We start from the raw sequence: 23,666 nt of genomic DNA on the forward strand, positions 1-23,666 counted from the left end.
GTCGTATGGTTTGGCTCTGTCGCGATCTGGTTTTTAGACTTATGGTCATATGTCGCCGACATAAAAGGTTTCATGACGGGAGGAACAAATTGTCAAGTAAAGTCACGGCCTTGCAAATCGATTCAATTGAAACATTAAGTGAAAAAACACAGGCGTATTTCGATGTGTGCGAGGAGAAGCTGGGTCTGGTGCCCAACGTTCTCAAAGCCTACTCCTTCGATGAAACGAAACTGCGTGCCTTCACGGACATGTATAACGACCTCATGCTGGCCGATAGCGGGCTTGACAAACTCGAGAGGGAGATGATTGCCGTTGCGGTATCTGCGGTCAACCGCTGTTTTTATTGTCTGACCGCCCATGGCGCCGCGGTGCGCGAACTTTCCGGCGATCCGGTGCTCGGCGAATTGATGGTGATGAACTACCGCGTGGCGTATTTGTCCGGCCGACAGCGGGCCATGCTCGATTTCGCCGTCAAGCTGACGGAGAGACCGGCGGAAATCGTGGAAAGCGACCGGCAGGCGCTGCGGGACGCGGGTTTCACCGACCGCGACATCTGGGACATCGCCTCGGTGGCAGCCTTCTTCAACATGACCAACAGGGTCGCCGCCGCATCCGACATGCGTCCGAATGATGAGTATCACTCAAGGGCCCGTTGAGGTCTTGGTGGCGGACAATGCGGTGACAAGCCCGTTGTTTGGGTGTATGACGCTTGCGTTTTGACAAGGAGAGGAGCGGGCCATGGCCGCGCGCGTATTCATAGATGGTGAAGCCGGAACGACGGGTCTGCAGATCCGCGAACGCCTCGCCATGCGCCGCGACCTGGAGCTGATCTCCATCCCGGAGGAAAGCCGCAAGGACCCGGCCGCCCGCGCCGACTATCTCAACAGGGCCGACGTCGCCATCCTGTGCCTGCCCGACGCGGCGGCCAGGGAAAGTGTCGCCCTGATCGAGAATGACACCACCCGGGTGATCGATGCGTCCAGCGCGCACCGGATCGCCGACGGCTGGGCCTACGGATTCGCCGAGATGGACGTTGACCAGGGCGACATCATCGCCGCCGCCATGCGGGTGGCCAATCCGGGGTGCTGGCCCCAGGGGCTGATCGCCTCCGTGCGTCCGCTGATCGCGGCGGGTCTGCTGCCGGCGGATGTCAACGTGAGCTATCACGGCATTTCCGGGTATTCCGGAGGCGGCAAGGGCATGATCTCCGACTACGAGGCAGCGGGAAACGCCGCCAACGTGTTCGCGCCCTACGCGCTCGGCTTCAATCACAAGCATCTGCCGGAAATGACCGAATACACGCTGCTTGACGCAGCGCCGCTGTTCGCGCCGACCGTCGGGAATTACTACAAGGGCATGCTGACGGTGGTGCCGCTGAATCTGGCCGGTCTTGCAAGCGTGCCGACCGGCGCGCAGTTGCATGCGGCGATCGCCGATCATTTCGCGGCCGGCAGCGACAGTTTCGTCGAGGTCGCACCGCTGCAGGATCTGGAACGCGCGGACGAGCTCGATCCGCAGGCGCTCAACGACACCAACAAGCTGCGCCTGCATGTCTTTGCCAACGATGCGCGTGCGCAAGCCGCGATCCTTGCGGTCTACGACAACCTGGGCAAGGGCGCATCGGGCGCTGCGGTCCAGAACCTCAATCTGATGCTCGGTGTCGACCAGACGACCAGCCTTGCGGCTTGAGAAAACGCTTTCAGGAGAAAAAAATGGAAAAATTCGAAACCCTGACCGGCGTTGCGGCGCCGCTGCCGATCGTGAACATCGACACGGACATGATCATTCCCAAGCAGTTCCTGAAGACGATCAAGCGGACCGGTCTGGGATCGGCCCTGTTCCACGAGATGCGCACCAATGACGATGGCTCGGAAAACACGGATTTCATTCTGAACAAGCCGGCTTACCGGAATGCGAAGATTGTGATCGCGGGCGACAATTTCGGCTGTGGATCCTCCCGCGAGCATGCCCCCTGGGCGTTGCTCGACTTCGGCATCCGTTGCGTGATCTCGACCTCATTCGCCGACATCTTCTACAACAACTGTTTCAAGAACGGCATCCTGCCGATCCAGGTGTCCGAGGACGAGCTGGACACGCTGATGCATGCGTCCGAGCGCGGCGCCAACTTCACGCTGACCATCGATCTGGAAAAGCAGGAAATCCAGGGCCTGGAAAGCGGCGACATCGCCTTCAAGATCGATGCGTTCCGCAAGCACTGCCTGATGAACGGTCTCGACGACATCGGCCTGACCATGGCCAAGGAAGGCCAGATCGATACCTTCGAGGGCAAGATGGGTGAAAGCCGTCCCTGGGTCTGAGGCGGGATCTATCGCTTGAACAGACTGGGCTGCCCGGTATCTGAACCGGGCGCTTGCGCCCGGCGTTGCCGATCCGGATTGACGTCATCATTTCAGGACTTGTCGTCGTTCCGGACCCGTCGTTCGGCGTTGATCTGTTCCAGTTCCGCCATTTTGTCGCCGATGGGCTTGAGCGCCGCGACAGTGTTGCGGAAATTGCTGGCGCGCTGGTCGAGGAGGCGCTGGGCGAGCTCCGGATATTCCTGGATCATGCGCTTGAAGAGCGCGCGGCGGATGCGGATGATGCGCACGGCTTCCGTCGCCTCGGCCCGGCAGGGCCGCCTGTTTTCGGCCAGAAGGGCGGTCTCGCCCAGCAGCGTGCCCGGGCCGACCCGGTCGACTTCGACAAATCCGTCGGCGCTTCTGGTCTGAAGGCTGACCATGCCACTGGTGATGACGAGACCGCCGTCGGCACGGTCGTCCTGATCGAACAGGCGTTGTCCGCGGCTGTAATCCATGCTTTCGGCGCTGAAGGCGAGCAGCCGGAGCTGATCGTCCTGGAAGTCCGAAAGCATCGGGATTTGATTGAGAATCGCAATGTCTTGGGCAAGGCTCATGCCGAAGATTTACGCCGATTACCCGTTACGGCACAAGCTTATATCCACCGGCTTCCGTGACAAGAAGCTCCGCGTTGGACGGGTCCCGCTCGATTTTCTGCCGCAGGCGGTAGATGTGGGTTTCCAGCGTGTGCGTGGTGACACCGGAATTGTAGCCCCAGACCTCGTGCAGCAGCACGTCGCGGGTGACCGGTTTTTCGCCGGCGCGATAAAGAAACTTCAGGATTGAGGTTTCCTTCTCCGTCAGGCGCACCTTGGCTCCGGCATCGTCCTGCATCACCTTGGCGGCCGGACGGAAGGAATAGCGGCCGATCGCGAAGGTGGCGTCCTCGCTCTGTTCATGCTGGCGCAGATGCGCACGCACGCGGGCAAGCAGCACGGCGAACTTGAACGGCTTGGTGACATAATCATTGGCGCCGGCTTCCAGCCCCAGGATCGTGTCGCTGTCGCCGTCATGACCGGTCAGCATGATGATCGGTGCCTTGAACCCGGCCTTGCGCAGCAGCTTCACCGCTTCGCGGCCGTCGATGTCCGGCAGTCCCACATCCATGAGCAGAAGGTCGACATGCTCGTCCTTGGCCATTGCGATGCCTGTGGTTGCGCTGTCGGCCTGGATGGTTTCGAACTCGTCGTACAACGAGAGTTGTTCCACCAGTGCTTCGCGCAGTTCGCTATCGTCGTCGACAATCAAGATCGTGCGGGCGGTCATCGTCGCGGTCCTTGCCAGAATCTTCAAAAACAATCACGTCAACTTGTGCAAATGACACAAGAGTGTTCCTTTCCCCTATGTGCGCGTGAAATTGCCGCCATACAAGCTGCGACGCGTCAATTCTTCTTCACGCGCGGGTCAGGGCCGGTTTATCAGGACCTTCAGCGCAGTGCAGGGCAAGGATCGGGGCCGTCATGGGACATGTCAGAAAAACGGCGGAGACGCTCGACGTTCGCGCATTGGTCCGAGACCGGACACGGGGTATTGTGCGGCTTGGACCGATCACGGTTCCGTGTGCGCTGGGGAGGTCGGGCATCGTCGTCCGCAAGCGCGAGGGCGACGGCGGCACACCGGCGGGCCGTTTCCGGCTGCTGAATGTCTGCTATCGCCCGGACCGGGGGTTGCCGCCGGCCACATTGCTGCCCGTCGAACCGCTCACGGAACGCTCCGGCTGGTGCGACGATCCGGCAAGTCCCCGCTACAACCGGCCCGTCGAACGTCCTTTCGGTGCCAGCCATGAAACAATGTGGCGGGACGACCGGCTGTACGATGTTGTTGTCATTCTCGACTGCAACATGGCTCCGGCGGTGAAGGGCAGAGGCAGCGCAATCTTCTTTCACATCGCCCGCGAGGACTACCGCCCGACCGAAGGCTGCGTTGCCGTTGCGCCGGCGCACATGCGGCTGATCCTGTCCCGGATCGGTGCCGCCGCCGACATGGTGATCAGCGCCTGACAGGTCTTGCGCTCGGTCTATTCGGCGGCCTGCGGCCGGTAGATGATGAAGGAGCCGCTTGTCCGCACGGTTGTGCGCGTACCGCCGTCCTCGTTGATGTCCGCTGTCCTGACATGGAACCTGTTGCGCTGGACATTGTGCGCGTCGTCCTGGGGGTTGAGGGCGTCGTTGACATTGCATTCCAGAAAGGTCGCGTGCCCGTTGGCATCGATGCTTTCCAGAATGGCCGTGTGGCGCGGAGCGCCCCGGCTGCCTTCGAACCAGCTGCCGTCGGAATGCTCGACGCGGTAGGTGAACCGGCTGAACTGGAAAACATCGCCGGGCCTGGCACTGCCGAGCTGGTCGATCACGCGGCCCCAGGCGTAGATTGCCGCCGGCTTGTGGAAGCCGAGATGCTGGAAACCGTTGTTGACGAGGGTCCAGCATTCGCCATTGCCCTCGACCCGGCCGAGTCGCGCAGTGGCATAGGAAATCAGGCGTTGCGCCTGTTGTTCACTGATATCGGGCACATTCAAGATCCTTCTGTGCTGAACCACGCGGCTGAAGATAGGCGCGGTTTCGACCGGGCGATGTAACCGGCATCACATTCTTGTGATATTCCGCTTCGCGGTAGCGCCGCGCGCGTTCACTCCAATGATCATCGCAGGATTGGGCCTTGCGGCCGCCGTCTGCTAAGAGATGCAATCGAAGCCCGGCAGGGCGGGACCAATGAAGCGGAGAAGACCATGCGCTGGAAAGGCCGCCGCGGCAGCAGCAATATCGATGACAGACGTTCGAGGGGCGGGCGCATGCGGATCCCTTCAGGACGCCGCGCCCGCGCCGGCGGCGGTCTCGGTCTGGCCGGAATTGTGGTGGTGCTCGGCATCGCCTGGCTGACAGGTGTCAATCCTCTGACCCTGCTGAGCCAGCTTGATGGCGGTGGAAGCTACCAGACGGTGCCTTCCCGGAGCCAGGCGCCGCAAACGGCGGCCGATGACGAGACCTCCCGGTTCGTGTCCGTGGTCCTGGCCGACACCGAAAACACCTGGGGCGAGATCTTCCGGCAGGGCGGCGGCAGCTATCCCGAGCCGACGCTGGTGCTGTTTTCCGGGTCCGTCTCCTCGGCCTGTGGCCACGCAAGTGCCGCCACCGGACCGTTCTACTGCGGTGCCGGCAGCAAGCTTTACATTGATCTCAGTTTCTATCAGCAGCTGGCCTCGCAGTTGAACGCGCCCGGCGACTTCGCCCAGGCTTATGTGCTGGCCCATGAGGTCGGTCACCATATTCAGAACGTGCTGGGCATCCTGCCGGAATTTCACAAGGCCAGGCGATCCATGAGCAAGGCGGAGGGCAATGCCCTGTCCGTGCGCGTCGAACTGCAGGCGGACTGTTTTGCGGGCATCTGGGCGCATTACGCGGCCCGCCAGCGCGGCTTCGTCGAAGACGGTGACATCGAGGAAGCGCTCAACGCCGCCAGCAAGATCGGCGATGACACGTTGCAGCGGCAGGCGCAGGGCTATGTTGTGCCGGAAAGCTTCAACCACGGCACCTCCGCGCAGCGGGCAAGATGGTTCCGGGAGGGCTTCCGGTCCGGCAGCATGGATGCGTGTGACACGTTCAATGCCCGGGACCTGTGAGCCGGATGCCTGCTTTCAGGCTGGGTTCGCGGGATCATGAATGAGTCTGGGCGCGCCGGCTCGTTTACGCAGATCTGACGAAAACGCCTGTCCCACTGGTAATTAACGGCATTTTCCGCCATATAGTGCCAATGTTCGCAAGATGGCGGACCTGTTTTCTCAAGCTTGAAAAAAGTGCATTCGGCATGGCGTCTGAAACCAGACCCTTTTTGAAGATGAACGGCCTTGGCAACGACTTCGTGGTCTGGGACGCGCGGGAGAAACCGCTGCGTCTGACAGGCGAGGTCATCGCGACCCTCGGCGACCGGACGACCGGCATCGGCTTCGATCAGATGATCACCGTGGAACGGTCTTCTCTCGGCGTCGACGCCTTCATGCGCATTCACAATCAGAATGGCGGCGAGGTCGATGCCTGCGGCAACGCCACGCGCTGCGTCGGCCGACTGCTGATGGAAGAAGTCGGCAAGGATCTGGTGACCATCGAGACCGGCGCGGGGCTTCTTCATGCTTTCGCGGCGGACGGCGCACGCACCGTCACGGTCGACATGGGTGCACCGAAGCTGGACTGGCAGGACATTCCGCTTGCCGAGGAATTCGCCGACACTCGGGCGATCGAGTTGCAGATCGGGCCGATCGACGATCCGATCCTGCACACGCCTGCCGCGGTCAGCATGGGCAATCCGCATGCGATTTTCTGGGTCGACGACATCGAGGCCTATGACCTGGAACGCGTCGGCCCGCTGCTGGAACACCATCCGGTGTTTCCGGAAGGCGCCAATATCTCGCTCGCGCATGTGTTCGACGAGAACCAGATCCGGTTGAAGGTCTGGGAACGCGGGGTCGGTCTGACGCTGGCCTGTGGTACAGCGGCCTGTGCGGTCGGCGTGGCCGCGGCACGGGATGGCAAGACCGGCCGCAAGACGACCATTCATCTGCCCGGCGGGCCGCTCGCCATCGAGTGGCGCGAAAGCGACGGGCATGTGCTGATGACCGGCCCCACCGAAATCGAATTCGAGGGCGAAGTCGATCTGGACACGCTGGACTGGCGCAGGACCAATACCGGCGACATGGCGCCGGAGGCAGAGGCCGCGTCATGAGCGTCGATGTGGTGACCTTCGGTTGCCGGCTCAATTCCTACGAGTCGGAGGTGATGAAACGCGAGGCGGAGGCCGCGGGTCTTCAGGACGCGATCCTGATCAACACCTGCGCGGTGACCAATGAGGCCGTGCGCCAGGCACGCCAGGCGGTGCGGAAAGCCAAGCGCGACAATCCGGATGCCCGCGTGATCGTCACCGGCTGCGCCGCCCAGACCGAGGCCGAAACGTTTTCGGCGATGGACGAGGTCGACCTGGTGCTCGGCAACACGGAGAAACTGGAGCGCAAATCCTACTCCGACGTCGCTGCCTTCGGCCTTTCCGATACCGAGAAGGTGCGGGTCAACGACATCATGAGTGTCGAGGAGACGGCCGGCCATCTGATCGACGGCCTGACCGGGCGGGCGCGGGCCTTCGTCCAGGTCCAGAACGGCTGCGACCACCGCTGCACCTTCTGCATCATCCCCTATGGCCGCGGAAATTCCCGGTCCGTGCCGATGGGGGTTGTGATCGACCAGATCAAGCGCCTCACCGCCAACGGCTACAACGAGATCGTCCTGACCGGCGTTGACATCACCTCCTACGGCGCGGATCTGCCGGGGGCGCCGAAGCTCGGCACCCTGAGCGCCAAGATCCTGAAAATGGTGCCGGACCTGAAACGGCTGCGCCTGTCCTCGATCGATTCCATCGAGGCCGACGACGACCTGATGCGGGTCATCGCCGAAGACGAACGGCTGATGCCGCATTTCCATCTGTCTCTGCAGGCCGGTGACGACATGATCCTGAAGCGGATGAAGCGGCGGCACCTGAGGGCCGACACGATCCAATTCTGCGAGGAGGTCCGGCGGATGCGGCCGGAGGTGGTTTTCGGCGCGGACATAATCGCCGGTTTCCCGACCGAGACCGAAGAGATGTTCGAAAATTCTCTGAAGATCATCGACGAATGCGGCCTCACGCATCTGCATGTCTTTCCGTTTTCGCCGCGCCCGGGCACCCCGGCGGCACGCATGCCGCAATTGCCGCGTGCCCTGATCAAGGAACGCGGGGCCCGGCTCCGCGCCAAGGGACAGGACGCCCTGGTCCGGCACCTGGCGGCGGAGGCTGGCAAGACCCGGCCCGTGCTGATCGAAAAGGAAGGTCTCGGCCGGACGGAGCAGTTCACCCAGGTCGAACTGGACGGCGGCGTTGCCGGAGAGATTGTCGAAACCAGAATTATCGGCCATACCGGCCGGCACCTTCTGGGCGAAGCGCTTTCACGGGTGGCTTGAGGGGATCCGGATCGGTCGGTGAATGGCGCCGGACAGATCCGGGTGCTATCACAGGCTGTGGCCGGGTCTGGTGCCTCTTCGTTTCGGCGGATCGGACAGATGATGTCAGACAGAAATTCTAGGGCGGGTTCATGAGCGAAAAAAAACGCGGGTTTCTCGGGCGGCTGTTCGGGGGCAAGGACGCGCCGGAGAACCAGCCGGATCCTGCGGAGCAGGCTGACACGCAATCCGCTGCGCCCGATGCCGAAGCCTTGTCGGGCGACGAGGCTCCGGGCATCGAGATGGAGGTCGAGCCGGTTGCGGCCATGAGCGCCACGGTGCAGCCGCTGGAAGCTGCCAGCGGCCCCGATCTCGTTGACGGGTTCGCACCGCCGCGGATGCCGGACGTGCCCTTTGACGAGATGTCGACGGATCTTGCTCCGGAACCGGAGATCGCGGAGCAACCCCGGCCGGAATCTGTGGTTTCGCCGGACCCTTTGCCCCAGCCGGTCCCCGCTGCCGATGAACCGAAGGCGAGCTGGTTTCAGCGGCTCAAACACGGCTTGTCGCGATCCTCGGCCTCGCTGACCGAGGGCATTTCCTCGATCTTCACCAAGCGCAAGCTGGACGCCTCCATGCTGGAGGAGCTGGAGGATATCCTGATTCAGGCGGATCTCGGCGTCGACACGGCGATGGCGATCACCGAGCGCCTGTCCGACGGCCGCTACAACAAGGAAATCTCGCCGGAGGAAGTCCGGGCGATCCTGTCCGAAGAGGTCGAAAAGGTGCTGGAACCGGTTGCCCGGCCGCTCGACCTCGATACCGGCAACAAACCGCATGTGGTGCTGATGATCGGTGTCAACGGCACCGGAAAGACCACCACCATCGGCAAGCTGTCCCAGAAGCTGCATTCGGAAGGCAAGACCGTCATGCTCGCCGCCGGAGATACCTTCAGGGCCGCCGCCGTCGAGCAGTTGAAGATCTGGGGTGAGCGCACCGGTGCCGAAGTCATCGCAGGGGACACGGGCGCGGACGCCGCCGGTCTGACCTTCGATGCCATGAAGGCCGCGAAGGACAGGGCGGTTGACGTCCTCCTGATCGACACGGCCGGCAGGCTTCAGAACAAGGCCGAGTTGATGGACGAGCTGGAAAAGGTCATCCGCGTGATCAGGAAACACGATCCGGACGCGCCGCACACGGTTCTCCTGACCCTGGACGCCACCACCGGCCAGAACGCGCTCAACCAGGTGGAAATTTTCGGCAAGGTCGCCGGGGTCACCGGTCTGGTCATGACCAAGCTGGACGGCACCGCACGGGGCGGCATTCTGGTCGCGATTGCCGCCAAACACGGTCTGCCTGTGCATTTCATCGGTGTCGGCGAAGGGGTTGCCGACCTGGAACCGTTCTCGGCCAGCGACTTCGCCAACGCAATCGCGGGACTGGCCTGACAAGTCCGGTGCTGTTTTTGCAAACAGGCCGTGGAACCATTCGGCCCGTCTCGCGTTGTATCAAGGGCAGTCTTGTTCCGCGCCGTCGAAAAACAGTTTCCCAGACCGGCCGGTTCAGCCGGGATTGAAGTCGCGAAAGGCCGTCATGCGTTTTTCAATGGCACTCCGATGGCTGTTGGCCCTTGTGCCGGCTCTTGTGCTGGCCATGGTTTTTTCCTCGCATGTTGTGGCCCAGTCCGACCCGCCTTCGGGCCAGATCACGGCGGCACCCAGGTCCGGAGACGACCACGCAATCGAGGTGCGCATCGAAGGCATCTTCAGCGAACTGGAAGGCCTTGAAAGTATTTCCGTCTCGGTGAAGTCCGGAGTGGTGGACCTGGCCGGTACCGTCACCGAATCCGTTCTGGCCAAGAGAGCTGAAGCCCTTGCCGGCCGGGTCGCCGGCGTGGTCGCCGTTCAAAACAGCATTGTGGAAGAAACCGCGCTGGAGGAACGCCTTGTTCCGGTTTACGAACGGCTTCAGTCGCGTGTCTTTCAGGGAATCAGCTACCTGCCTCTTCTGGTCGTCGCCGTTCTCGTGCTGATGTTCGCCGGCTTCACCGGTTTCCTGATTGCACGGCTGGAATGGCCCTGGAACCGTCTGGCGCCCAACGCCTTTGTCGCGGATCTCCTGCGGCAACTCATCCGGATTTTCTTCCTGATCAGCGGTGTGGTTCTGGCCCTTGACGTTCTTGGTGCGACCGCCGTGATCGGTACCCTGCTGGGGGCGGCGGGCATCGTCGGTCTCGCGGTGGGGTTCGCGGTCCGCGATACGGTGGAAAACTACATCGCCAGTATCATGCTGAGCATCCGGCAGCCGTTCAGCCCGAAGGACTTCGTCAGGATCGAAGGCCACGAGGGCTTTGTCATCAGCCTGACCTCGCGTGCGACGATCCTGATGGAGGCGGACGGCAATCATATCCGGATTCCGAATGCGATCGTCTTCAAGAGCACGATCATCAATTATTCCACAAACCCCCAGCGGCGATTCGTCTTCGAGCTCGGTGTGGATTCCGACAGTGATCTGGACGAGGCACTGGAGGTCGGCCTGGAAACCGTTCGTGGTCAGGACTTTGTCCTGCGTGAACCGTCTCCGGATGCCTGGATCAACAAGCTGGGCGATTCCAACGTGGTGCTGACTTTCGCCGGCTGGATCGACCAGAACAGGACCGACTTCCTGCGGGCCCGCTCGGAGGCCATGCGGCTGGTCAAGGGCGCGCTTGAGGACAGGGGATTTTCCCTGCCGGAACCGATCTATCGCCTGCGTTTCGACGGCGGTGCTCTGGATGCCCTGAGCCGGGGCAGCGAACCCCGGAAAAAGCCGGTCAGGGCCGCAGGCAAGAAACCCGCCGTCAAGGCAAACGATACGGAAGCGGACAGGGATCTGGAAAAACGGGTCGACGCGGAGCGCAAGGCTGCCCATGTCGGAGACTTGCTCGACGACGAGGCCCCGAAGGAGTTCGGTGCCGCCGGCGAACCCCGGTGAATGCGGGCGCGACGACGGGCAGCGATCAGGTAAAGGAGACGTCCACCTTGCGCCATCTGGCTTCGACAAACGAATAGCCGGCGAAGATCATCAGGCCGACCGCCAATGTGAACAGCAATGGCTGTCCGTAGGGGAGCTGCTGGATGTAGCGAAGCGCTTCCTGGGTGCCGGGTATCTCCGAGGGCGACGACGGCGCCCCTTCGATACCGAGCCACACCATGGCGGCCAGAAGAGCAAAGACAACGCCTCTCGCGCCGAGACCCAGGGCCGAGGCCGCGTGCACCAGTTTCATTGGTGCCTCGTCTTCATCGAAATGCCTGCTGTATTTTCCGGTGAGCACTTTCCACCAGTGCGCAAGGGCGATGCCGAGGAACAACAGGGACAAGAGCGTGGCGAAGGCACGGGCGCCCGCGAAGTGCACGATGGCATCAAGGACGCCCAACGACGTCTGACCGCTTCCGCCCGATCCGGGCAGGCTGACCGCCAGCGTCAGGGCGGTGACTGCGAGGGTGGCATAAGTTGCCGCGCTGGTAAGAAGGGCCAGGCGAACCACCAGGGCTCTGGGAGCATGGCCGTGGTTGTCCGCATCCATCACAGCCTGGATCAGACGCCAGGCTGAAAAGCCCGCCAGTCCGCACGCCATGATCCCGATCAGAACGATCCCGAAAGGCTGTGCCAGAAGCGCGGTCAGAGCACCTTCGGAGCCTTTGCTGCTTGCCGCGCCAAGCGACGCGAGGATAGCGAAAAAGGAAATGATGGCGTAGACGACGCCGCGGGAGAAATATCCGGCGCGCGCAACCGCCTGCACCCAGGTGAAAGAGTCAATCATGATGCCGGGCTTTTTTGCCGCTGGACAAGCCGTGCTGCTCCCGGGCCGTGCCGGCTTCACCGCCTGACTGGCGGGCGGAAGAGCCGGACACACCGTGCCGCGTATTGGGGCGTCGCAGCTGAGGTATTCGGGTGTGTCCGGCCCGCTCGGGACTGTTTGACAGGGGCAGGGTCAAGCCAGGCCGAGAAAAGACAGGATGACTCCGACCACGACCACAAGACCGACCAGATAGATAATGTTGTGCATGACGTTCTCCTTTCGCAAAGAGAACTTCTGAACGGGCGGATGGTTCCCTGCGGACTTCAAGCGCATGCTCCGGCATCACCCTTGCAACACGGGATGCCAGCCGCAGGTCATTTCCGGTTCAAGCCCCCGGATGCCACCCGTCCGGCGCCATTTCGAAGCCCTCGAAGCGGAAACCCGGGGCCACGGTGCAGCCGACAAGGGACCAGGCGCCCAGGGACCTTGCCTGCTGCCAGCCGTCGCGCGGCACGATGCCTTGCGGGCGCTGGCCGGCAAGAAGATCGTTTCCCACAGTGAGGACTTCCCTGGTTCTTCCATCCGAGCTGATCGACAGCTCCAGCGGCGCGCCCGCGTACCAGTGCCAGGTCTCGACCGCGTCGACCTTGTGCCAGTGCGACAGCACGCCTTCGGGCAGCAGGAAATAGATCAGCGTCGAGGCGGCCCGGCCGTCCTCGCCCGTCACCTCGTCGCGAAAGGTCTCGGCATAGAAGCCGCCCTCGGGATGGGGCTGCATGTTGAGCAGCGCGACGACGTTGTCAGCGGTCATTTTTGAGTACATAGTCATCGAGGGTTCCGGAAGCGGTCGGGGAAAGCCGGAAAGAAACCGGTCAGGACGCATTCGGTCCGGAGCAGAAGGCCAGATCATCGATGGTTTCGCGCAGGGCCGCAACCACTTCCTCGTACAGGACCTGCATGTCCAGCTTGTGACCGCCGCCCTGCTGCAGCGGGATCGCTTCCGCCTGGTGGACGATCCGGTGGACCACGTCCCTGGCGCGCTGCTCGGCGCTGCGTGCCAGATGAGCTTCGGAACTGTCAGGTGTCATGGCAAGTGCCCCTTCATGATCACGATCACGTGCATATGGGGGCAAAACTCAATCGTTTTAAGTCATCCGGCGCAGAAAGCTCAAAAAAGCGCCGGATGCGCTCCCGTCACCCAGGCGGTATCAGGCGTTGTCCTTGCGGGTGCGGATCTCGGCGAAGATCTCTTCCGCGGACTTGCCGTCCATGCCGAGGGCGGCGGCGACCGAAGCCTCGCCGGCGCGCAGAAACGGATTGGTGGCCTTTTCCCGTTTCATTGTGGTTGGCAGGGTCGCCTCGCCTCCTGCCCTGAGCGCGGTGACTTCCGCCGCGCGTGCCTGCAGGTCCGTGTTGTCCGGCTCGATGGTCAGCGCGAAGTTGGCATTGGCCTCGGTGTATTCATGACCGCAATAGATCACCGTGTCGTCGGGAAGCCGGCGCATCAGCTTGGAAAGGGACGACCACATCATTTCCATGTCGCCCTCGAATACCCGGCCGCAGCCGAGCGAGAACAGGGTGTCGCCGGTATGGGCCATGCCGATCGCCGGGAAATACCAGGAGATCTGGTCCAGCGTGTGCCCGGGTGTGGAGATTGCCGCGATTTCGTAAGGTCCGCAGAGCACGTCGTCGCCGTCTTCGACGGTCCGGTCCAGTTCGGCGATCTTCTGGCGTGAGCGCTCGGGTCCGATCACGGTGGCGCCGGTGGCCCGTTTCAGGTCGCCCAGGCCCTGGACGTGGTCCCAGTGATGATGGGTGATCAGGATGTGGCTGAGTGTCCAGCCGGTCTGCTCCAGCGCCTGCTCGTAGGCGGCCGCGTGCGGCACGTCGATCGCAACGGTGGTGCCGCTGTCACGATCGTGCACGAGCACGCCGAAATTGTTGTCGAGACAGGTGAACTGGTGGATTTCGGTGGTGTCACTCAAGGCCATGCCGGGCTCCTTGCAGGAAGGGTCTGTTTGATGCGCACAGTGTCAAAGAGCGGCGACAAGGGCAAGGCATGAGATCTTGCACTTGGCCCCGGTTCCATGTTCAATCGCGCCGACCCTGTTCATTGAGCCAGCCTGAATGTATCTCAACGTCGTCCATCTGCGCGCCTTCTACGATTTACCGCTCGGGCGGCTGTTGCGGAGCCTTGTCGGTGCGCCGGTCCGCAAGATGTGGCCGGACATGACCGGGAAAAGCCTGCTGGGCGTCGGCTATGCCGGTCCGTTCATGCGGCCCTATCTGGAGACCGCCGAACGGGCGATCGCAGCCATGCCCGCACCACAGGGGGCGGTTTCCTGGCCGCGTGAACGCGCCAGTACCTGCACGCTGGTCGAGGACACCGACCTGCCGTTTCCCGATGCCTTTTTCGACCGGGTCCTGCTGGTTCATGCGCTGGACCATTGTTCCGACCCTGCGGCGGTGCTGAGGGAAGCCTGGCGCGTGCTTGCACCCGGCGGGCGGCTGATTGCCGTCGTGCCGAACCGGCGCGGATTGTGGGCCCGTTCCGAACTTTCGCCGTTCGGCTATGGCCGGCCCTATTCGGGTGGCCAGTTGAAGGATCTCCTGAAAAGCTGCCAGTTCAAGGTGGTGGACGACAGGGAGGCGGTGTTCATGCCGCCTTCGAGGACGCGCACGATCCAGAGCGCGGCCCGGACCTGGGAGGGCATCGGCCGGAGAATCTGGCCGGCCTTCGGCGGTGTTCTGGTCACGGAAGCCGAGAAAGTCGTCTTCCAGAGCCTGCCTGCCGGAGGGCAAAAGAGCCGGTTCCGGGTTCTGCGCCCGGTGTTCATCCCCGAAGGCGTTGCCTCCGGTCTGAAACCGGTGCGGGCGGTGCATCGAAGGTCCGGGGTGAGACAGGTTTGACCTGTCCGGCCCGCTTCAGCGTTTCAGAAGAAACACGGCCTGTTCGGCGACGATGTTCCAGACCCACCAGGGCGCATTGATCGGGATCTTGTTGCCCCGTCCACTCAGGGCGATCGCCTTCTCGACGTTGGCGTCAAGTTCGTGGCACAGCTCGACGAAATCGCGCAGCGAGCAGAAATGGATGTTCGGCGTGTCGTACCACTCGTAGGGAAGGTATTTGGTTACCGGCATGCGGCCGCGGAAAAGCAGCTGTGCCCGGTTGCGCCAATGGGCGAAATTCGGCAGGGAAACCACAACATGCCTGCCGATGCGCAACAGCTCGCTCATGACCTTCTTCGGTTCCCGGGTGGCCTGCAGCGTCTGGCTGAGAATGGCGATGTCGAAGGCCCGGTCCGGGTAATCGGACAGGTCCGTGTCCGCATCCCCCTGAATGACCGACAGGCCCCGGGCGACGCAGCGGTTCACGCCGGCCTGGGACAATTCGATGCCGCGTCCATCCACATTGCGTTCATGCATCAGGAGATCGAGCAGGGCGCCGTCTTCCGAGCCGATGTCGAGGACACGGGCGCCTTCCGGTACCAGAGAGGCGACGACCTTGTGGTCGCCGCGGACATGACCGGGACCGGTCTGTGTCGGTGCGAGGTTCATGGCGTCAGATCTCCTCGCCTGGAACCGGAATGCCGCGGGCGCGGGCCGATCCGGTGACGAATCCACGGATGGTGGCGAACATTTCCGGGACGTTCAGAAGGAAAGAGTCATGTCCCCAGTCCGCTTCGATCTCGACGAAGGAAACATTCGCGGCAGCGGCATTCAGGGCCTTGACCACGCGGCGGCTTTCCGTTGTCGGGAAAAGCCAGTCCGACGTGAAGGACATGACGCAGAACCGGGTTTTCGTGTCCCTGAAGGCATTGGGCAGGGCGCCACCGAATTCCTCGGCCAGATCGAAATAGTCCATGGCGCGGGTGACATACAGATAGGAATTGGCGTCAAACCTGTCGACGAAGGTCATGCCCTGGTGACGCAGGTAGCTTTCGATCTGGAAATCGGCGTCGAATCCGAAGGTCAGACTGTCCCGGTCCTGCAGGTTTCGGCCGAATTTCCGGTGCAGCGATTCATCGGACATGTAGGTGACATGGGCGGCCATGCGCGCTACCGCCAGACCCTTGGTCGGCCGGACGCCTTCGGCGATGTAACTGCCGCCGCGCCAGTTCGGGTCGGCCATGATCGCCTGCCGGCCGACTTCGTGGAAGGCGATGTTCTGGGAGGTGTGCCGCGCCGCAGCCGCGATCGGAATGGCCGCGAAGACCCGCTCCGGATAGCTGACCGCCCATTGCAGCACCTGCATGCCGCCCATCGAGCCGCCGATCACGGCGAACAGCGTGTCGATGCCCAGGTGATCGAGCAGCCGTGCCTGGGCACGGACCATGTCGCGAATGGTGACCACGGGAAGGTCGAGCCCGTAGGCGTTGCCGGTCTCGGGATTGATCGTCGCCGGTCCGGTGGTGCCCAGACAGCCGCCAAGGACATTGGCGCAGATCACGAAGTAGTGGTTGGTGTCGATCGGCTTGCCCGGACCGACCATCAGGCTCCACCAGCCGGGTTTGCCGGTCACCGGGTTGGTCGAGGCAACATACTGGTCGCCTGTCAGGGCGTGGCAGACCACGACCGCATTGGTCCTGTCCGCATTGAGCTCGCCATAGGTTTCATAGGCGATCTGCCAGGGACCGAGCCGGACATCCGAATCCAGTTCAAGCGGCTCTTCGGCCGGAAACCGGGCGAGCTTGCTGGAGGGCGCAACGGCTTCATTCGGTTTCGCATCCGGTGATGTGGCGGAATTTGGTGTGTCTGCGGACATGGCTCTCGGGTTTGGTGTTTGTTCCCGATCGGGCCCGGGCGGGAAGCTCCGGCCGACCGCCTGCTGCGTCGGCCCGTGTCGGACGGGACGGGCGCGCGGCCACGCGATGGCCAGACTGGCGACCTAGCCGCGCCGCGCGCGCCGAGTCAATGTTTTCTTTTGCGTTTGCGCATTCGGGTGCCTATGACTATGCGCCGCTGACCCTTTGACGAAAACCGGAAAAAGTCATGTCTCAATTGCCGGACAGCGGAATGTCGCTGCATGATCTGAGGGCGCGGGTCGATGAGATCGATGCGCGCATTCACGAGGCTTTGATGGAGCGCGCGCAGGCGGAAGCCGGCATCCAGGCGGCCCGGCGCGCGGCGGGCGAAAGCCCCACGCTGTTTCATCCCGAGCGGGACGCGGACATGATGCGCCGCATGGTGGAACGCCATCAGGGTGACCTGCCGCTGTCAACCGTTGAACATCTCTGGCGCGATCTGATCTGCGCCTGCACCAGTCCGCAAACGGACATTGCGGTTCATCTTGACGGCAGCGCGGACGTTATCGAAATGCTCGATCTCGCGCGCTTCTATTTCGGATTTTCCGTGGAACTGGTGCCGGGTGCGGATGCGGCCGACATTGTCGGGGCGGTGACCGCCTCCGCGGGCGATCTCGGCCTCGTCGCCCTGACCGACCGGGCGGAACTGCCCTGGTGGCGCGGGCTGAGCGAGACGGGGGCTCTTGTCCGGGCGCGGTTGCCGTTCGTGGTTCTCGACGAACGGCCCGCGGATCTGCCGGCGCTGGTTCTGGCCAGGGCGGACAGCATGATCGACAATGCGGACATTGCGGTCTATGACGCCCGCTGGTCTGATCTCCTGCCGGTCAGGCTGATGGATCAGGGCATCGAGGTGCTCAGTTTCTTCCGGTCCGCGAGCGGCGTCGACGCGCTGCTGGCGATTTCGGGAGACCTGAGCGAGGAAGAGGTCATGACGGCCTGCGCAGGTGCCGAGCCGGACGTCTTGAGACGTGTCGGCGGATACGCCGCTCCGATAGACGGCGATCCGGAAGATATTTTTGCCGCCGAGGGCGAGGAGCCTCAGGCCGGGGAGCCTCAGGAATGAACGAGATGAGCACAGTGAGTGAGACCGGTAAAACAGCTGGCGAGATGCCGTCGGCGCGTCCGCAACCGAAGCCGGGCGTTCTGGATATCGCCCCTTATGTCCCCGGCAAGTCGAAGGGGTCGCATGGCAAGACCATTCACAAACTCTCCTCGAACGAAACGCCGCTTGGCACAAGCGCTGACGCCAGAGCGGCCATCGAAGCCGTGGCCGGGGCGCTGGAGCTTTATCCCGACGGAGCGGCAACGGACCTCAGGGCAGCGATCGGCGAGGTTTACGGTCTCAATCCTGACAGGATCATCTGCGGGGCCGGCTCCGACGAGGTCCTGAGCCTGATCGCCTATGGCTATCTCGGTCCCGGTGACGAGGCGATCTACTCCGAGCACGGGTTCCTGGTCTACGACATTGCCATCCGCGCCGCCGGGGCAACGCCCGTGATCGCGCCCGAAATAGACCTGACGACGGATGTGGATGCGATCCTGGCCAGGGTCACCGACCGGACCAAGGTGGTCTTCATCGCCAACCCGAACAACCCGACAGGAACCTACCTGCCCTTCGAGGAGGTCCGGCGCCTGCATGAAGGCCTGCCGGATCATGTGCTGCTGGTGCTGGATGCCGCCTATGCGGAATATGTTCGCCGCAATGACTATGAGAGCGGGCTTGAACTCGCGGCCACGTCCGAGAACGTGATCATGACGCGGACCTTCTCGAAGATCTACGGTCTTGCCAGTCTGCGCCTGGGCTGGGGGTTCGGACCCGCACATGTGATTGACGCCCTCAACCGGATCCGCGGGCCTTTCAACGTTTCCGCCATGGCCATTGCCGCGGGCGTGGCCGCCGTCCGCGACCGGGCGTTCGTCGCAAGATCCGTGGAGCACAATGAAAAATGGCTGCCGGTGGTGACGGGTGAACTGGAAAAGCTCGGTCTGAAGGTGACGCCGAGCGTCGGCAACTTCATTCTGGTGCATTTTCCGGACGCGGCCGGCAAGCGCGCCCCGGATGCCGATGCCTATCTGCTGGAACGCGGCTGCGTGCTGCGGCTGGTCGGCAATTACGGGCTGCCGAATGCCCTTCGCATGAGCATCGGTTCCGAAGAGGCCAACCGGACCGTGATTGCGCATCTGAAAGATTTTCTGGGACAGAAGTAAAGATCACCATGACCGCTGCCCCCCTTTTCGAGCGCATGGCCCTGATCGGCATCGGCCTGATCGGGTCCTCCCTGGCCCAGGCCGCCCGCCAACGCGGCCTGGTGAACAGCATATCGATTTCGACCCGCTCGGAGGAAACCCTGAAACGGGCCGAGGAACTCGGTCTGGGCGACCGCTACGAGGCCGATGCCGCCGTTGCCGTGGAAGGCGCCGATCTGGTCATCATGTGCGCGCCGGTGGGTGCCAACGAGGCGATTGCCAAGTGGATCGCGCCTGCCTTGAAAAAAGGCGCGATCCTGACCGATGTCGGCTCGACCAAGGGATCGGTCGTCGATCAGGTGAGCCCGCATGTGCCCGACGGTGTGCACTTCATACCCGGGCACCCGATCGCCGGCACCGAACAGTCCGGTCCGGACGCGGGCTTTCCGACGCTGTTCGATGACCGCTGGTGCATCCTGACGCCGCCGGAGGATGTCGATCCGGACGCGCTTGAAAAGCTGAGCGCCTTCTGGCGGGGCTGCGGATCGGACGTTGACCGGATGGATCCGAAGCATCACGATCTGGTGCTGGCGATGGTGTCCCATCTGCCGCATCTGATCGCCTACAACATCGTCGGCACCGCCGACGACCTCGAGACCGTGACCAAATCCGAAGTCATCAAGTATTCGGCCTCGGGTTTTCGCGACTTCACGCGTCTGGCGGCGTCCGATCCGGTGATGTGGCGCGACGTCTGCCTCAACAACAAGGACGCGATCCTGGAAATGCTGTCGCGGTTCTCCGAGGACCTGTCCGCTCTCCAGAGGGCGATCCGCTGGGGCGACGACCAGATGCTGTTCGACCTGTTCACCAGGACCCGGGGCATCCGCCGGTCGATCATCGAGGCGGGCCAGGAAACCGACGCGCCGGATTTCGGGCGGCACGGCAAGGGACAGCCCGAGGGGCCGGCGGAATAATCCCCTCCCCCTGGGGACGCGCGAGGCCGCCGTCTCCGGGCAGGGCCCACAGCGCGGCGCGGGCTGTCAGCTGGTCCGGCTGACGATGAACCCTGCGAGCGCGCCCAGGATGTCCGCCCTGTCGCCGTAGGGCGCCAGCAAGGCGGCGGCCTCTTCCCGCAGACGGGCCAGTTCCCCACGGGTTTTTTCAACGCCCCAAAGGCCGACAAGCGTTGCCTTGCCGGCGTCAGCATCCTTGCCCGTGGCCTTGCCCGCGGCTTCCGGACTTGCCTCGACATCGAGCAGATCGTCAGCCAGCTGGAATGCGAGCCCGATGACCTCGCCGAAGCGCGTCAGGCGGTCGACATCGGCGGTCGGCGCGTCGGCGAGCAGGGCGCCAGCGCGACAGGCATAGCGCAGCAGGGCACCGGTTTTCATCGATTGCAGCAGGCGAATGTCCGCCTCGGTTCGCGGCCGGTGTTCCGATTCCAGATCGAGCATCTGTCCGCCGGCCATGCCGCCGACGCCGGCGGCGCGCGCGAGGTCCCGGGACAGGCGCAGGCGGATGGCGGCATCATGGTGGACGGCGTCCTCCGCGATGACGTTGAAAGCCAGCGTCAGCAGGGCGTCACCGGCCAGGATGGCGGTTGCCTCGTCGAAGGCCTTGTGCACCGTCGGCTGGCCCCGGCGCAGGTCATCGTCGTCCATGGCCGGCAGGTCGTCATGGACCAGCGAATAACAATGGATCAGTTCCAGCGCGCAGGCGGCCCTGACGACGCCGTCATCGGAGCGCCCGAACAGGCTTGCCGTCTCCCAGACCAGGATCGGGCGCAGGCGCTTGCCGCCGTTGAGAGCGCCGTGGCGCATTGCCGCAACCAGCCGCGGCGGGCGCGCGGTCTCTCCGTGAGAGGCGGTGCCGCTCAGTGCGCGATCCAGAACCGCTTCGACACTCTCGGTCCGCGCTGCCAGATGCTGTTTCAGGTCAAAGGTCACCATGTGCTCCAGGACGATCGATCAATAACTCTTGCAAGGACCGGGTTTCCCTGAAACCAATTGGCTGTATCGTCAAGGCTCGAATTTGAAAAAGGCCCTTCAACCGGCCGATTGACACTTTCAAACCAAACAATTTGGAGACTTTCCTCATGAAACTGCTGTCGAGCCTGCTGCGATCCTTCATCAAGCGCGGGCGCATGCGCGTGATCGACCTTGCTGGGACGGTGCATGAATTCGGGTCCGGCGAGGACGGGCCGACGGTGACCATCCGTCTGCACGACAAGGCTCTATACCGGTCGCTGTTCCTCAATCCCGAGCTCGCGGCAGGCGAAGCCTACATGGACGGCACGCTGACCATGGAAGAAGGGTCGACCTGTTACGATTTCATGTTCCTTTTCTCCATCAACCGGGCACCGCTCGGGGCGAACCCGGTCCAGGGCCTGCTGCGCAAGGGCTGGAAGCTCTTCAGACGCCACCAGCAGAAGAACAGCGTGGAGCGCGCCAAGACCCAGGCCCGGCACCACTATGACCTGTCGACGGATCTCTACAGGCTGTTCCTGGACGAAGGGTTCAACTACAGCTGCGCCTATTACACGGATCCGGACGATTCGCTGGAAACGGCCCAGGCGGCGAAACTGACCCATCTGGTCGCCAAGCTCGATCTGCAGCCGGACATGGAGGTGCTCGAGATCGGCGGCGGCTGGGGGTCCCTGGCGATCCGCATGGCCCAGGCCGGCGCGCGCGTGACCTCGCTGAACGTGTCCCCCGAGCAGGTCAAAATCGCGGAGGAGCGCGTCCGTGCCGCCGGGCTTGAGGACTGGGTGACCTTCGTCCTGAAAGACTACAGGGAGTTCGAGGGCCGGTTCGACCGCATCGTCTCGGTCGGCATGATGGAACATGTCGGCATCGGTCATCTGGATGCCTATTTCAGCCAGATCCGCGACTGCCTGACGCCGAACGGGTACGCGGTTGTTCATTCCATCGGGCGCATGACGCCGCCGGGAACGACCGGACCGTTCATCCGCAAACACATTTTCCCCGGGGGCTACGTGCCGGCGTTGTCGGAAGTCTTTGCCTCGACCGAACGGCTTGGATTATGGGTCTGCGATGCGGAAATCCTGCGGCTGCACTATTATTACACCATCCGGGACTGGCGCCGGCGGTTCGAGGAGAACCGTGCGGCGGCTGCCGGTCTCTATGACGAGGCTTTCTGCCGGATGTGGGAATTCTACCTGTGTGCCGTCGAACTGGGGTTCCTGCACGGGTCCAACATGGTCTTCCAGCTTATCCTGTCGAAGGAACGGGATGCCGTGCCGATCGTCCGGGACTTCATTATCGACAACGAACGGGAATTGAATGGCAAGAGTTAAGCCGGCGAAGGGCGGCGGATCAGGATCGGGACGGACACCCGCCCGGAAGACGGGATTGTGGCCTACCGTCCGCAAGCGGATGCTTCAACTGCTGCTCGTCCTGCTCCTGCTGCCGCCGGTTCTGACGGTGATCTATTCGGTGGTGCCGCCGGTCAGCACGCTCATGATCGGCCGCTATGTCCAGTTCCTGTGGGTCGACCGGCAATGGGAGCCGCTCGAGCGGATCACACCGCACCTGGTCAGATCGGTGATCGCCTCGGAAGACAGCGGGTTCTGCGAGAACGACGGCGTGGAATGGGGGGCCCTGCAGGAGCAGGTCGAGGCCCTCAGCGAAGGGGAACGGCCGCGCGGGGCCAGTACCCTGACCATGCAGACCGCCAAGAACCTGTTCCTTTGGGGAGACCGGTCCTATCTGCGAAAGGGAATGGAACTTCCCCTGGCGCTGATGCTGGACGCGATCCTGTCGAAAAAGCGCATCATGGAAATCTATCTGAACATTGCCGAATGGGGTGAGGGCATCTTTGGGGCGGAGGCCGCCGCGCAGGCCTGGTTCGGCAAACCGGCGAGCGACCTGACACGGACCGAGGCCGCCCGGCTGGCGACGGCGCTGCCCAATCCGCGCGGCCGCAACCCGGCGAAACCGTCGCCGGGCCACCGCCGGCTGGCGGCGACCAACCTGGCCCGGGTCAAGGGTGCGGGCGCCATTTTCGGGTGCGTTCTGGAGAATTGAACCTGGCGGGAGATCCGTGCGGGAGCGCTTTCGCCGGCCGCGCCAAGAAAATTTTCGCTATGGGGTGGCAAAACGCCGGTGTTGCCTGTATAACGCCGCGCATTCAAACACGTTGCGTGACGCCACGCCCCGGGCGAACCCGGTCCGGGCCGCGCGGTTATGGACCACGGAGAAAAAGATAAAATGGCCGTTCCAAAGAGAAAAACTTCGCGCATGAAGCGCGGTTTTCGCCGTTCCACGGACGCCCTGAAGCAGCCGACCTACGTCGAGGACAAGGATTCGGGCGAACTTCGCCGCCCGCATCACGTTGACCTGAAGACCGGCATGTACCGGGGCCGTCAGATCCTGTCCCCGAAGGAAGACGCCTGAGACCGGCCTGCTTTCACCTTCTGAAAGCGGACCCGTGACCTGGCTCTGATTCCCTTCGGGCGGATCGCCGAATGGCAAATCAGGATTGAGGCCGGCCCTGTTTCGACAGGCCGGCCTTTTTCTTTTGGCCCGCCTTGAATTGGCTCTCAAGATCGTGTCAGCTC

At 63.1% G+C, this 23,666-nt stretch carries 26 protein-coding genes; 16 read left to right on the forward strand and 10 right to left on the reverse strand.

Annotated elements, in window-relative coordinates; all coding sequences use genetic code 11:
• Nucleotides 1-89: 89 nt before the first annotated feature.
• The 3 genes from AC0VX3_RS02195 (at nt 90) to leuD (ending at nt 2,318) form a co-directional block, all read left to right on the forward strand.
• Nucleotides 90-656 carry a peroxidase-related enzyme gene (locus AC0VX3_RS02195; RefSeq protein ID WP_475525122.1) on the forward strand — a complete coding sequence of 189 codons (567 nt, stop codon included), beginning with the start codon at nt 90-92 and terminating at the stop codon, nt 654-656.
• A gap of 82 nt (nt 657-738) precedes the next feature.
• On the forward strand, nt 739-1,689 hold the full coding sequence (gene argC, locus AC0VX3_RS02200) for an N-acetyl-gamma-glutamyl-phosphate reductase (RefSeq protein ID WP_475523347.1): 951 nt from the start codon (nt 739-741) through the stop codon (nt 1,687-1,689).
• Nucleotides 1,690-1,712: 23 nt separating this feature from the next.
• Nucleotides 1,713-2,318: a 3-isopropylmalate dehydratase small subunit gene (leuD, locus tag AC0VX3_RS02205; protein WP_342893452.1), complete on the forward strand. Its 606-nt coding sequence runs from the start codon at nt 1,713-1,715 to the stop codon at nt 2,316-2,318.
• A 92-nt stretch (nt 2,319-2,410) separates the two neighbouring features.
• Here leuD and AC0VX3_RS02210 read toward each other — a convergent pair whose 3' ends face one another.
• Together AC0VX3_RS02210 and AC0VX3_RS02215 are read right to left on the reverse strand one after the other, a co-directional pair.
• On the reverse strand, nt 2,411-2,914 hold the full coding sequence (locus tag AC0VX3_RS02210; protein ID WP_342893453.1) for a Crp/Fnr family transcriptional regulator: 504 nt from the start codon (nt 2,912-2,914) through the stop codon (nt 2,411-2,413).
• Between the two features lie 25 nt (nt 2,915-2,939).
• Nucleotides 2,940-3,623 (reverse strand): response regulator transcription factor, encoded by a 684-nt coding sequence (locus AC0VX3_RS02215; protein ID WP_342893454.1) that lies wholly within the window; start codon nt 3,621-3,623, stop codon nt 2,940-2,942.
• A gap of 194 nt (nt 3,624-3,817) precedes the next feature.
• Between AC0VX3_RS02215 and AC0VX3_RS02220 the strand changes: the two genes are divergently transcribed.
• Complete coding sequence (locus AC0VX3_RS02220) at nt 3,818-4,357, forward strand: L,D-transpeptidase family protein (protein ID WP_475523348.1); 540 nt, start codon at nt 3,818-3,820, stop codon at nt 4,355-4,357.
• A gap of 17 nt (nt 4,358-4,374) precedes the next feature.
• On the opposite strand, the gene AC0VX3_RS02225 is transcribed toward AC0VX3_RS02220, so the two are convergent.
• Complete coding sequence (locus tag AC0VX3_RS02225) at nt 4,375-4,866, reverse strand: hypothetical protein (RefSeq protein ID WP_342893456.1); 492 nt, start codon at nt 4,864-4,866, stop codon at nt 4,375-4,377.
• 216 nt (nt 4,867-5,082) lie between these two features.
• Between AC0VX3_RS02225 and ypfJ the strand changes: the two genes are divergently transcribed.
• The 5 genes from ypfJ to AC0VX3_RS02250 all read left to right on the forward strand — a co-directional run bounded on the left by ypfJ (nt 5,083) and on the right by AC0VX3_RS02250 (nt 11,287).
• Nucleotides 5,083-5,973: a KPN_02809 family neutral zinc metallopeptidase gene (ypfJ, locus tag AC0VX3_RS02230; protein ID WP_475523349.1), complete on the forward strand. Its 891-nt coding sequence runs from the start codon at nt 5,083-5,085 to the stop codon at nt 5,971-5,973.
• A gap of 185 nt (nt 5,974-6,158) precedes the next feature.
• The gene (gene dapF / locus AC0VX3_RS02235) at nt 6,159-7,070 is read left to right on the forward strand and encodes a diaminopimelate epimerase (RefSeq protein WP_475523350.1); all 912 of its coding nucleotides are present in this window, start codon (nt 6,159-6,161) and stop codon (nt 7,068-7,070) included.
• Nucleotides 7,067-8,335, forward strand: coding sequence for a tRNA (N(6)-L-threonylcarbamoyladenosine(37)-C(2))-methylthiotransferase MtaB (gene mtaB / locus AC0VX3_RS02240; RefSeq protein WP_342893459.1), 1,269 nt, complete (start codon nt 7,067-7,069; stop codon nt 8,333-8,335). Before dapF ends, mtaB begins: the two co-directional genes overlap by 4 nt.
• A 131-nt stretch (nt 8,336-8,466) precedes the next feature.
• Complete coding sequence (gene ftsY / locus AC0VX3_RS02245) at nt 8,467-9,762, forward strand: signal recognition particle-docking protein FtsY (RefSeq protein WP_475523351.1); 1,296 nt, start codon at nt 8,467-8,469, stop codon at nt 9,760-9,762.
• Between the two features lie 145 nt (nt 9,763-9,907).
• Entirely contained in the window at nt 9,908-11,287 is a 1,380-nt protein-coding gene (locus AC0VX3_RS02250; RefSeq protein ID WP_475523352.1) for a mechanosensitive ion channel domain-containing protein, read from the forward strand.
• Nucleotides 11,288-11,312: 25 nt separating this feature from the next.
• On the opposite strand, the gene AC0VX3_RS02255 is transcribed toward AC0VX3_RS02250, so the two are convergent.
• From AC0VX3_RS02255 to gloB, 4 genes are all read right to left on the reverse strand, one after another.
• Complete coding sequence (locus AC0VX3_RS02255; protein ID WP_475523353.1) at nt 11,313-12,116, reverse strand: DUF1206 domain-containing protein; 804 nt, start codon at nt 12,114-12,116, stop codon at nt 11,313-11,315.
• 364 nt (nt 12,117-12,480) lie between these two features.
• Nucleotides 12,481-12,924, reverse strand: a complete 444-nt coding sequence (locus AC0VX3_RS02260; RefSeq protein ID WP_475523354.1) for a cupin domain-containing protein — start codon at nt 12,922-12,924, stop codon at nt 12,481-12,483.
• A 43-nt stretch (nt 12,925-12,967) separates the two neighbouring features.
• Entirely contained in the window at nt 12,968-13,183 is a 216-nt protein-coding gene (locus AC0VX3_RS02265; RefSeq protein ID WP_342893464.1) for a hypothetical protein, read from the reverse strand.
• A 120-nt stretch (nt 13,184-13,303) separates the two neighbouring features.
• A complete protein-coding gene (gene gloB / locus AC0VX3_RS02270; protein ID WP_475523355.1) occupies nt 13,304-14,086 on the reverse strand; it encodes a hydroxyacylglutathione hydrolase in 783 nt (260 codons plus the stop codon).
• A gap of 136 nt (nt 14,087-14,222) precedes the next feature.
• Here gloB and AC0VX3_RS02275 point away from each other — a divergent pair, with 136 nt between their 5' ends.
• Nucleotides 14,223-15,005 (forward strand): class I SAM-dependent methyltransferase, encoded by a 783-nt coding sequence (locus AC0VX3_RS02275; RefSeq protein ID WP_475523356.1) that lies wholly within the window; start codon nt 14,223-14,225, stop codon nt 15,003-15,005.
• A 15-nt stretch (nt 15,006-15,020) separates the two neighbouring features.
• On the opposite strand, the gene metW is transcribed toward AC0VX3_RS02275, so the two are convergent.
• Nucleotides 15,021-15,653 carry a methionine biosynthesis protein MetW gene (gene metW, locus AC0VX3_RS02280; protein ID WP_475523357.1) on the reverse strand — a complete coding sequence of 211 codons (633 nt, stop codon included), beginning with the start codon at nt 15,651-15,653 and terminating at the stop codon, nt 15,021-15,023.
• A gap of 4 nt (nt 15,654-15,657) precedes the next feature.
• Entirely contained in the window at nt 15,658-16,860 is a 1,203-nt protein-coding gene (gene metX, locus AC0VX3_RS02285; RefSeq protein WP_475523358.1) for a homoserine O-acetyltransferase MetX, read from the reverse strand.
• Nucleotides 16,861-17,087: 227 nt separating this feature from the next.
• Between metX and AC0VX3_RS02290 the strand changes: the two genes are divergently transcribed.
• From AC0VX3_RS02290 to AC0VX3_RS02300, 3 genes are read left to right on the forward strand one after another with little or no spacing between them, the layout of a single operon-like run.
• On the forward strand, nt 17,088-17,963 hold the full coding sequence (locus AC0VX3_RS02290) for a chorismate mutase (RefSeq protein WP_342893469.1): 876 nt from the start codon (nt 17,088-17,090) through the stop codon (nt 17,961-17,963).
• Complete coding sequence (hisC, locus tag AC0VX3_RS02295) at nt 17,960-19,108, forward strand: histidinol-phosphate transaminase (RefSeq protein WP_475523359.1); 1,149 nt, start codon at nt 17,960-17,962, stop codon at nt 19,106-19,108. Before AC0VX3_RS02290 ends, hisC begins: the two co-directional genes overlap by 4 nt.
• Before the next feature lie 8 nt (nt 19,109-19,116).
• Nucleotides 19,117-20,061, forward strand: coding sequence for a prephenate/arogenate dehydrogenase family protein (locus AC0VX3_RS02300; RefSeq protein ID WP_475523360.1), 945 nt, complete (start codon nt 19,117-19,119; stop codon nt 20,059-20,061).
• A gap of 66 nt (nt 20,062-20,127) precedes the next feature.
• On the opposite strand, the gene AC0VX3_RS02305 is transcribed toward AC0VX3_RS02300, so the two are convergent.
• Nucleotides 20,128-21,036, reverse strand: a complete 909-nt coding sequence (locus AC0VX3_RS02305) for a polyprenyl synthetase family protein (protein ID WP_475523361.1) — start codon at nt 21,034-21,036, stop codon at nt 20,128-20,130.
• Nucleotides 21,037-21,182: 146 nt separating this feature from the next.
• Here AC0VX3_RS02305 and AC0VX3_RS02310 point away from each other — a divergent pair, with 146 nt between their 5' ends.
• The 3 genes from AC0VX3_RS02310 (at nt 21,183) to rpmF (ending at nt 23,502) form a co-directional block, all read left to right on the forward strand.
• Nucleotides 21,183-22,403: a class I SAM-dependent methyltransferase gene (locus AC0VX3_RS02310; RefSeq protein WP_475523362.1), complete on the forward strand. Its 1,221-nt coding sequence runs from the start codon at nt 21,183-21,185 to the stop codon at nt 22,401-22,403.
• Between the two features lie 79 nt (nt 22,404-22,482).
• Complete coding sequence (gene mtgA / locus AC0VX3_RS02315; protein WP_475525123.1) at nt 22,483-23,133, forward strand: monofunctional biosynthetic peptidoglycan transglycosylase; 651 nt, start codon at nt 22,483-22,485, stop codon at nt 23,131-23,133.
• Nucleotides 23,134-23,316: 183 nt separating this feature from the next.
• Nucleotides 23,317-23,502, forward strand: a complete 186-nt coding sequence (gene rpmF, locus AC0VX3_RS02320) for a 50S ribosomal protein L32 (protein WP_306142215.1) — start codon at nt 23,317-23,319, stop codon at nt 23,500-23,502.
• The last annotated feature ends 164 nt before the right edge of the window (nt 23,503-23,666 follow it).

Source organism: Roseibium sp. QJM3NY_11 (assembly GCF_056173175.1).

What these genes read in the sequence shown, in the direction of transcription:
- AC0VX3_RS02220 (WP_475523348.1), top strand. Translation starts at nt 3,818, where the DNA reads ATGGGACATGTCAGAAAAACGGCGGAGACGCTCGACGTTCGCGCATTG.
- AC0VX3_RS02250 (WP_475523352.1), top strand. Translation starts at nt 9,908, where the DNA reads ATGCGTTTTTCAATGGCACTCCGATGGCTGTTGGCCCTTGTGCCGGCT.
- argC (WP_475523347.1), top strand. Translation starts at nt 739, where the DNA reads ATGGCCGCGCGCGTATTCATAGATGGTGAAGCCGGAACGACGGGTCTG.
- hisC (WP_475523359.1), top strand. Translation starts at nt 17,960, where the DNA reads ATGAACGAGATGAGCACAGTGAGTGAGACCGGTAAAACAGCTGGCGAG.
- AC0VX3_RS02275 (WP_475523356.1), top strand. Translation starts at nt 14,223, where the DNA reads ATGTATCTCAACGTCGTCCATCTGCGCGCCTTCTACGATTTACCGCTC.
- AC0VX3_RS02300 (WP_475523360.1), top strand. Translation starts at nt 19,117, where the DNA reads ATGACCGCTGCCCCCCTTTTCGAGCGCATGGCCCTGATCGGCATCGGC.
- ftsY (WP_475523351.1), top strand. Translation starts at nt 8,467, where the DNA reads ATGAGCGAAAAAAAACGCGGGTTTCTCGGGCGGCTGTTCGGGGGCAAG.
- AC0VX3_RS02255 (WP_475523353.1), bottom strand. Translation starts at nt 12,116, where the DNA reads ATGATTGACTCTTTCACCTGGGTGCAGGCGGTTGCGCGCGCCGGATAT.
- mtgA (WP_475525123.1), top strand. Translation starts at nt 22,483, where the DNA reads ATGCTTCAACTGCTGCTCGTCCTGCTCCTGCTGCCGCCGGTTCTGACG.
- metW (WP_475523357.1), bottom strand. Translation starts at nt 15,653, where the DNA reads ATGAACCTCGCACCGACACAGACCGGTCCCGGTCATGTCCGCGGCGAC.
- gloB (WP_475523355.1), bottom strand. Translation starts at nt 14,086, where the DNA reads ATGGCCTTGAGTGACACCACCGAAATCCACCAGTTCACCTGTCTCGAC.
- AC0VX3_RS02265 (WP_342893464.1), bottom strand. Translation starts at nt 13,183, where the DNA reads ATGACACCTGACAGTTCCGAAGCTCATCTGGCACGCAGCGCCGAGCAG.
- AC0VX3_RS02310 (WP_475523362.1), top strand. Translation starts at nt 21,183, where the DNA reads ATGAAACTGCTGTCGAGCCTGCTGCGATCCTTCATCAAGCGCGGGCGC.
- AC0VX3_RS02290 (WP_342893469.1), top strand. Translation starts at nt 17,088, where the DNA reads ATGTCTCAATTGCCGGACAGCGGAATGTCGCTGCATGATCTGAGGGCG.
- leuD (WP_342893452.1), top strand. Translation starts at nt 1,713, where the DNA reads ATGGAAAAATTCGAAACCCTGACCGGCGTTGCGGCGCCGCTGCCGATC.
- AC0VX3_RS02210 (WP_342893453.1), bottom strand. Translation starts at nt 2,914, where the DNA reads ATGAGCCTTGCCCAAGACATTGCGATTCTCAATCAAATCCCGATGCTT.
- AC0VX3_RS02305 (WP_475523361.1), bottom strand. Translation starts at nt 21,036, where the DNA reads ATGGTGACCTTTGACCTGAAACAGCATCTGGCAGCGCGGACCGAGAGT.
- dapF (WP_475523350.1), top strand. Translation starts at nt 6,159, where the DNA reads ATGGCGTCTGAAACCAGACCCTTTTTGAAGATGAACGGCCTTGGCAAC.
- mtaB (WP_342893459.1), top strand. Translation starts at nt 7,067, where the DNA reads ATGAGCGTCGATGTGGTGACCTTCGGTTGCCGGCTCAATTCCTACGAG.
- AC0VX3_RS02215 (WP_342893454.1), bottom strand. Translation starts at nt 3,623, where the DNA reads ATGACCGCCCGCACGATCTTGATTGTCGACGACGATAGCGAACTGCGC.
- metX (WP_475523358.1), bottom strand. Translation starts at nt 16,860, where the DNA reads ATGTCCGCAGACACACCAAATTCCGCCACATCACCGGATGCGAAACCG.
- rpmF (WP_306142215.1), top strand. Translation starts at nt 23,317, where the DNA reads ATGGCCGTTCCAAAGAGAAAAACTTCGCGCATGAAGCGCGGTTTTCGC.
- AC0VX3_RS02260 (WP_475523354.1), bottom strand. Translation starts at nt 12,924, where the DNA reads ATGACTATGTACTCAAAAATGACCGCTGACAACGTCGTCGCGCTGCTC.
- ypfJ (WP_475523349.1), top strand. Translation starts at nt 5,083, where the DNA reads ATGCGCTGGAAAGGCCGCCGCGGCAGCAGCAATATCGATGACAGACGT.